Source organism: Acinetobacter sp. UBA3461 (assembly GCF_002381195.1).
GTDB lineage: Bacteria > Pseudomonadota > Gammaproteobacteria > Pseudomonadales > Moraxellaceae > Acinetobacter > Acinetobacter schindleri.
Genome location: NZ_DFRO01000019.1, coordinates 23,809 through 31,457 on the forward strand (window position 1 = coordinate 23,809; position 7,649 = coordinate 31,457).

Annotated in this window: 6 protein-coding genes and 4 tRNA genes; 4 read left to right on the forward strand and 6 right to left on the reverse strand. The window is 43.0% G+C overall.

All coding sequences use genetic code 11. The features are described 5' to 3' along the window. Positions 1 to 48: 48 nt before the first annotated feature. The gene (locus B3D47_RS03715; RefSeq protein ID WP_163164855.1) at positions 49 to 849 is read left to right on the forward strand and encodes an AraC family transcriptional regulator; all 801 of its coding nucleotides are present in this window, start codon (positions 49 to 51) and stop codon (positions 847 to 849) included. Positions 850 to 908: 59 nt separating this feature from the next. Here B3D47_RS03715 and B3D47_RS03720 read toward each other — a convergent pair whose 3' ends face one another. Further along, positions 909 to 1,550 (reverse strand): fumarylacetoacetate hydrolase family protein, encoded by a 642-nt coding sequence (locus tag B3D47_RS03720; RefSeq protein ID WP_286859981.1) that lies wholly within the window; start codon positions 1,548 to 1,550, stop codon positions 909 to 911. A gap of 31 nt (positions 1,551 to 1,581) precedes the next feature. After that, a complete protein-coding gene (locus tag B3D47_RS03725) occupies positions 1,582 to 2,079 on the reverse strand; it encodes a YcxB family protein (RefSeq protein ID WP_004809751.1) in 498 nt (165 codons plus the stop codon). Between the two features lie 171 nt (positions 2,080 to 2,250). Between B3D47_RS03725 and B3D47_RS03730 the strand changes: the two genes are divergently transcribed. Beyond that, positions 2,251 to 3,552 (forward strand): SRPBCC family protein, encoded by a 1,302-nt coding sequence (locus B3D47_RS03730; protein ID WP_286859982.1) that lies wholly within the window; start codon positions 2,251 to 2,253, stop codon positions 3,550 to 3,552. A gap of 102 nt (positions 3,553 to 3,654) precedes the next feature. Here the strand turns inward: B3D47_RS03730 and B3D47_RS03735 are convergent. From B3D47_RS03735 to B3D47_RS03750, 4 genes are all read right to left on the reverse strand, one after another. Beyond that, a tRNA-Arg gene (locus B3D47_RS03735) sits at positions 3,655 to 3,731 on the reverse strand. A 297-nt stretch (positions 3,732 to 4,028) separates the two neighbouring features. Next, positions 4,029 to 4,105: transfer RNA gene (locus tag B3D47_RS03740), tRNA-Arg, on the reverse strand. A 48-nt stretch (positions 4,106 to 4,153) separates the two neighbouring features. Next, positions 4,154 to 4,230, reverse strand: a tRNA-Arg gene (locus B3D47_RS03745). 16 nt (positions 4,231 to 4,246) lie between these two features. Beyond that, positions 4,247 to 4,336: transfer RNA gene (locus B3D47_RS03750), tRNA-Ser, on the reverse strand. Positions 4,337 to 4,598: 262 nt separating this feature from the next. Here B3D47_RS03750 and rnr point away from each other — a divergent pair. Further along, positions 4,599 to 7,046, forward strand: coding sequence for a ribonuclease R (gene rnr / locus B3D47_RS03755; RefSeq protein ID WP_286859983.1), 2,448 nt, complete (start codon positions 4,599 to 4,601; stop codon positions 7,044 to 7,046). Between the two features lie 119 nt (positions 7,047 to 7,165). Continuing rightward, a complete protein-coding gene (locus tag B3D47_RS03760) occupies positions 7,166 to 7,543 on the forward strand; it encodes a hypothetical protein (protein WP_004809758.1) in 378 nt (125 codons plus the stop codon). The last annotated feature ends 106 nt before the right edge of the window (positions 7,544 to 7,649 follow it).

Below are 7,649 nucleotides of genomic sequence, written 5' to 3' on the forward strand. Positions count from 1 at the left end.
GATATACTTTAAAACAGACAAATAATCGCATTATTCAGGCAATCTAACGTGAGAAGCAATAAAACAGTCGCTCAAGATATTAAGCAACTTAGAACCAATGATGATATTGACGCAGCTCTGTGGATTAATTTTCGTGAAGACCCGGCTCTGTCAGTCTATCCATTGCATGATCATGCTTGGGGAGAGTTTATCTATGCTTTTAATGGCATCATGGAAGTGAAAATTGGGCATATTGATTATATTACCCCTCCGCCTTACGGTGTATGGCTACCACCTAACTTACAACATAGTGGTTTAAATCGTACCGATGTTTCACATGGAACTTTTTATATTCATGAAAGTTTATGTACAGGTTTACCAAATCAGCCGGGAATCTTATTAACCAGTCCTCTGGTCACTTCACTCTTGCAGCATTTAAAATTACATCCGACTAATGTAAGGTCAGAAGAGCATCAACGTTTATTACACGTGCTGCTTGATCAACTTAAACAGGCACAGATGATTGGCAGTTATTTGCCGCATACTGAACATCCTCAACTCAGGAAAATTCTGGATTACCTACATCAAAATCCAGAGAATAACAGTACCTTGCAGCATTTGGCAGCTATGCATAACCTGACTGAACGCACCTTGGCGCGCTACTGCCAGAAGGAGCTGAGAATGTCACTCAATGAATGGCGGCAGCGTCTGAAAGTCATCAAAGCCATGTCGATGCTGAAACAGCAAAAAACTGTAGAAAATATTGCCTTTGATCTGGGCTATGCCAATGCCTCAGCCTTTATTCAGATGTTTAAGCGCTGGATGGGCTATACACCCGATCAATTCAGGAAGATTCATCAAGCCAGTTAAAAATTTTAAATAAAAATAAAGGAGCCTTTCGACTCCCTTATTTCCACATAAGATTCAGCTTATTTCACAAAGGTGGTCCAGATATATTCCTGGTTTTTACCCTTTAAGGTCATTTTCAACTGTTCACCGGATTGCAATGCTGCTACACCCGCCGGCGTACCAGTCATTACCACGTCCCCTTCTTCTAAGGTAAATACCTGACTGATATCTGCCAGCAATGTTCCCACATCAAAGATCAGTAAAGCAGTATCGCCTTTTTGACGCAGTTCATCATTTACGTGCAGCGTATAGTGTACATCTTTCCAGTCATTTACTACGTCTTCAACTGACACCCAGTCAGAGAGCAGGCAAGCGCCATCATAAGCCTTGGCACGTTCCCATGGCTGGCCTTTTTTCTTAAGGCCATCCTGCAAATCACGTAAAGTCAGATCCAGACCCAAAGTCACAGCACCCACTGCTTCTAAAGCTTTTGCAGGATCAGTTTCATTTTTCAGGGTACGGTCAATACGCAGGCTCAACTCACATTCATAATGACAGCTGCCCAGATCACGATTCCATTCAATTCCTGCATCCAGATCACCTAATGCACTTGGTGGCTTGATAAACAGGACCGGTCGGTCCGGAATGGCATTACCCAGCTCTTTGGCATGATCTGCATAACTGCGGCCGACACAAACGATCTTGGATGGACGTATACTCATGATTGACTATTTTCCCTTTTAAATGTTGAAATTATTTCTTGAAAGTACGTTCGAAAATGCTTTGTTCGGTGGCATCGGCAAAGGCGCGTTTAGGTACGATCACCACAGTACGATTTTTAAGTTCCAGCATATAGGTCAGCTTGCCTTTGGCAAAGTTTTGCACTTCACTGTAATGCACGATCTTGTTGCGGCCATTATGGAAGATTTCGGCATGGTCCTGATACAGGTCAATACCCTGCTCGCTCTTGCCGAACTGGTATTTCACAAACTGGCGTTTGAACATCATCGGCAGGAACCAGTAACGCATGATGCCCTGTAAAAGCAGAAAGAATGCACCCAGTGCCACGTAATAACGCCCTACCCCATCAAAGCCCATAGAAAAGCCCCAGATGATGATCCCGACACTTACCAAAGGAGTCAGAAATCGGCTGATCTGCTTTTTGCCAAAAGTAGCCAAAGCAAATCCATCCTGAGATTCTTCTAAAGTCAGAAAATAGCGGGTTGATAAAGTCGGTGCTGACTCAGTCATAGCATCACATCAAAATATAAAAATCCTTGGCTCATACTATATCAAATTCACTGCTATCCCCATTAGCAAAATGTATTCGGAAATGAATTACATATCTTTGCTTCCGCTCATTATAAAAATCGTTTTTAATCCACAACTATCAGAATAATAAAATGCACAACAGGACGTTGTATGAAATCATTAAAACCGTGTCTGATTTTTTGCCTCTGCATGACTTATATTCCTTTCAGCTGGGCGAAAATTATTCCCTGGACGCCGGCACTTCCGAGCAGTATCGATGTCTTTTCCGGTAGTCCACAGCAGCTAGCGGATTTGACCGGTGACCGACTATTCATCTATGCACATCCTCGACAATCCTTACAGCTTCCGACCTTTAAGCAGGCAGCTGCTCAAAGTGTACAATTTTATAGCAGTGCGGTGATATTACCGATTCCTGAGGCTCAGGTTAAAAAACATCTTTTAAATTATCAGGGCTATGCCGGCCTGTTTCCAGCGCTCAAGTCTGCTCAGATTCTGGAGTCCCGCGGACACATCCAGCAGGTGCGTTATCAGGTACATATTCCTACGCCCATTCCAGTGCTGAATTTCAAGGAAAATGTGGTGATGCAGCATCATGTGTCAGAAAACAGTATTGAAACTTTGATTGTGGATGCCCCGATTCCTTATGGTGCTGGTCGGCTGGAATGGTTTGCACTTGGAGCAAATAAAACCTTGGTCACCGTGACACAATGGGGCGACTTAAATCAGCCGAAAGGCTTTCTGTTTAGCAAAATTTTAAATACCTTACCTGAAGCTAAACTGGGTATCCCTGCTGGTACCAATGCGTTCCTGCTTGAAGCTTTACAGCAACGTTTTAAATCCCAGTCGAGCATTCCATTATCTGCAAGCCAGATCCCTCAAGTACATTTTAATACCGGGCAAATTCAGAAAATCACTCAACTGAGTCAGCAGTCTGCCCAGCCTGTCAGCTTTATTCTGCCTGCACGTCAGCTCAAATATGGTCAAACCTCAGAAAACATGCGTTTTAGTAGCAGTTTTCATTATTATCCACAACCGGTTCAGAAACTGCAGCCCTGGCTTGCAGTTGATGCCAGTCAGCAATTATTCCCACGACAGATTCGTAAAGTGGAACTCAATCCAGTGAATCGTCAGCAGATGGATGCCAACTATAAGGTATCGGTTGGGTTGGGAGTGATCCAGATTCCATTCGATTTTAAGCTTCGTTATCAGCAGCCCTCACCTTTGCAAAGCCAGTTTGATGCGATTGGCGGAGATTTAAAATTTGTAAAGGCAGGAATGAAACTGCTGCCACAAGCTCATGGCACTTTATTTCAAATGACCAGCAGCATGAAGATTCATGATCAGGCCCCATTTTTATTACGTGCCATGCGCAGTATGCCTTATCACGATATTCTGCCAGCAGTTGGAGCAAATACGGTCTATGCACTTAAAGTACAGCAAAAGCTGAAGTAAATTCAAAAGCAGTTATTGTTTTTTTATATCTATAAATCAAAAACTACAGACGTAAAAAAACCGCATCAATGTGCGGTTTTTTTTGAGAATTCTTATCAAGATTGGTGCGCTCAGAGAGATTCGAACTCCCGACCCCTTAGTTCGTAGCCAAGTGCTCTATCCAGCTGAGCTATGAGCGCGACGTCTTGATGGGGTGCATTATATATGTTTTTCTAAACTTGTTAAGTCTTTTTTAATAAAAACCCAACCGAACGTACAGTAAATAAACGATATGGTTAAATTCAGGTTTTATCGGTGAATTTTTCCTGTAGATTTATACCTAAAAGCAATTAATAGCGTATCAGCTTTCGACCTTAAGCTAGTTTAGCTATCAGATTCATAGCGGCATAGTGAAAATTAAGCACTGGCATTTGAGCCTAATTCCAGAAAATTTCAGGCACAAAAAAACCGCAACATGTGCGGTTGATTGTTCAAGTTGGTGCGCTCAGAGAGATTCGAACTCCCGACCCCTTAGTTCGTAGCCAAGTGCTCTATCCAGCTGAGCTATGAGCGCGTAACTTGTGTGCCTAGGTTGGCAATACGTTTTTCTGCTTAACTTACTTGGTGCGCTCAGAGAGATTCGAACTCCCGACCCCTTAGTTCGTAGCCAAGTGCTCTATCCAGCTGAGCTATGAGCGCGCGACATAAGTAAGCGTGGCGGTGAGAGAGGGATTCGAACCCTCGATACAGTTACCCGTATGCGTCCTTAGCAGGGACGTGGTTTCAGCCACTCACCCATCTCACCGTAACGTGCCGCCATAATACAAATTTCGGCATAGCACTGCAAGCAAAGCTTTAAAAAAAAGTGCAGTTTTTTGCTCGATTAAATACTTTTTAAACAATTTATCTGTTTTTATACACTTATTGTGCGAAAAAGCTCCGCTTTCTATCCAATAGTCGAAAATCCGCCGAAAAACGGAAACTTAAACAGATTATTGCAATCATTTACGTGCAGTCTGAGCGCACATGTCTTATGCTAATCCCATCTCCTAGGAAAATTTAAAGACATGATGAAAAATTGGGTCGATCCTGAAGCAAAAGCTGAAGCTGAACGTTATGACAACCCTATCCCAAGTCGCACGCTGATTTTAGAAACCATAGAAAAGAATAATGCCCAGTCGCATGCCGACCTGGTGGAACATTTTGAAATTGCAGATCAAAAAAGTATTGATGCCCTGAGTCACCGCCTGATTGCCATGGTGCGTGATGGCCAGTTAATGAAAGATGGTTATAAATTCCAGATTGCTACTGAACAACCGGAATATGAAGCCACGGTGTATATCAATTCTAAAGGCATGGGTACAGCCAATATTTCCGGTCAGGATGATCTGTTACTGCCCGAGCGCGAATTGCGCCAAGTCTTTAATGGTGACCGCGTTAAAGTCCGCCAAACTTCAGTCGACCGCAAAGGTAAGGCCTGGGGTTTTATTACTGAAGTGGTACAACATCGTGTCAAACAGGTTATTGGTAAAGTCTGCCAGCATGAAGGTGAATATTTCGTACAACCTGCCAGCCCGAATGCACATCAGCCGATCACCCTAGAAAAAGAACTGATTGAACATGCTCAGGTTAAAGTTGGTGATTCGATTCGTGTTGCGATTGATACTTATCCAACCAAAGAAGAATTTGCGACTGCGCATATTATTCAGTCAATGGCAGATAAAGCAGATACGGAAATCATCATTCCACAAACCATTCTGGAATATGGTCTGCCTTACGAATTCCCTGATGAAGTCATCAAAGAAGCAGAAAGTTTTAAAGAACCCAATGCTAAGGATCGAGAAGGTCGTATCGACTTGCGTGACCTGGCCTTAGTCACCATTGATGGTGAAGATGCTCGCGACTTCGATGATGCGGTGTATGCAGAGAAACGTCCTGGCGGTGGTTATCGTGTTGTCGTGGCAATTGCAGATGTGAGCCATTATGTCCGTGTTGGCAAGCCACTGGATGACGAAGCTCAGGAACGTGGTACATCGGTTTACTTCCCGCATTATGTCTTGCCGATGCTGCCTGAAGCACTCTCCAATGGCTTATGTTCCTTAAACCCGAATGTTGACCGTCTCTGTATGGTCTGCGACTTAAAACTTTCACGTGCAGGCCGTGTGACCAGTTTTGAGTTCTACCCTTCTGTGATGCATTCCAAAGCGCGTCTGACCTATAACCAGGTTGCACAGTATTTTGATGGTGACAGTAACGCGATTACTGAAGATCGTGATGTACGCAAATCACTGAATACACTATTCCAGCTGTATCAGGTGCTGAAAGAATTGCGTGCGGATCGTCATGCCATGGAATTCGAAACTGTCGAAACCTATATGACTTTCGATGAGCTGGGTGGTATTCAAGAAATTCTGCCACGCACCCGTAATGATGCGCATAAGCTGATTGAAGAGTGCATGTTGCTCGCCAACGTGGCGGCGGCAGAATATGCGCTGAAAAATGAAATTCCAATGCTGTACCGTGTGCATCAGCCACCAGAGTTTTCCCGCATTCAGAAAGTACGTGACTTCGTCAAGCTACTTGGTCTGAAATTCCCGGAACAACCCACCCAGAAAGATTATCAGGAAGTGATTGAAGCGACCAAAGATCGTATTGATGCACCAAGTATTCATGCAGTCCTGTTACGCTCAATGATGCAGGCCTACTACGGCGCGAAGAACAATGGTCACTTCGGTCTGGCATATGATGCCTATACGCATTTCACCTCGCCGATCCGCCGCTACCCTGACCTGTTGTTACATCGGGCGATTAAAGCGCAGTTGGCACAAAAACCATATCCTATTTCGGGTGCATCGCTGGATGATGCCGGTGAGCATTTCTCTTCAACTGAACGTCGTGCTGATGAAGCTTCACGTTCTGTAACGACCTGGTTGAAATGTCACTACATGCAGCAACATCTGGGTGAAGAATTTGTTGGTATTATCAGTGCGACTGCAGAATTTGGTCTGTTTATTACCCTGAAAGATCTCTATGTAGATGGCATGGTACATGTCAGCCAGCTCGGTGATGATTTCTTTGTCTTTGATCAAAGCAGCCAAAGCCTGGTCGGTCAGAACCGTGGGCAAATCTTCGGTCTGGGGGATGAAGTCAAGATCAAGGTTGCAGGGGTGAATCTGGAAGAACGTAAGATTGACTTTGAACTGGTACAACAGTTAACTCATGCTGGCCGTCAAATCCGCGCCCGTGCCCCCCGTGTCGCAGAGAAAAAGCCTTTAGTCCGTCCGGAAGCGACTGAACAAGTCTTTGGCAAACATGAACGCGAGTCCAAAGCCAAAGATAATACAGATGGAGAACAACCCATACGACGCAAAAAAGACAAAGGAAAACCCAGTTCCTACAGCAAAAAGCCTGCTAAAAAATCTGCAGGAAAGCCTGAAACAAAGGATAAAGGTAAAGTAAAGAAAAAGGCCAAAGTGAAAAAGAAAAAATCCAATGCAAAGCCAAAGGGTGAATAATTTTCACAGTTAAAAAGAGCGCTACGGCGCTCTTTTTTATTTTGTATAGACCTAAATCTAAACAGCTTGACTAAATTATTGGAAAAGATATCTTTTAACGTTTTTAAAAGGGGTAACAAATGAAAAAGATTCTAACACCTATTCTAGCTGCATCATTTCTCTTCAGCGCAGGGTGTGCAACTATGTTTAATGGGTCAAGTCAAACTGTAAATATTCGCAGTAATGATGCCGAAGCTAAACTTTATGTGAATGAAGAATATATGGGGAAAAATAACGCCGTTTATACTTTTAAAAAGAAAGAAAATTATGTACTAAAAGCTGAAAAAAATGGCTGCAAAACAACAACAGTGATCCCTCAGAAAACTTTTGATCCTACTACTCTTCTAGGTGTATTTATTGACTGGGGTATTATTTCTATTTTAGTAGTCGATGGTGCTGCTACAGGCGCATGGCAAAAATTTAATCAAACAAGCTACATTGTAGATCCTGACTGTTAAAATTTAATAGCCTATAATTTTATATTTATAGGCTTTTTTAATAATTTTCATAGAAAATTTCTTTCTCTCAATATTCAAATAATAAATACCAGTTTCACCTTGATTT

What these genes read in the sequence shown, in the direction of transcription:
- B3D47_RS03730 (WP_286859982.1), top strand. Translation starts at nt 2,251, where the DNA reads ATGAAATCATTAAAACCGTGTCTGATTTTTTGCCTCTGCATGACTTAT.
- B3D47_RS03725 (WP_004809751.1), bottom strand. Translation starts at nt 2,079, where the DNA reads ATGACTGAGTCAGCACCGACTTTATCAACCCGCTATTTTCTGACTTTA.
- rnr (WP_286859983.1), top strand. Translation starts at nt 4,599, where the DNA reads ATGATGAAAAATTGGGTCGATCCTGAAGCAAAAGCTGAAGCTGAACGT.
- B3D47_RS03720 (WP_286859981.1), bottom strand. Translation starts at nt 1,550, where the DNA reads ATGAGTATACGTCCATCCAAGATCGTTTGTGTCGGCCGCAGTTATGCA.
- B3D47_RS03760 (WP_004809758.1), top strand. Translation starts at nt 7,166, where the DNA reads ATGAAAAAGATTCTAACACCTATTCTAGCTGCATCATTTCTCTTCAGC.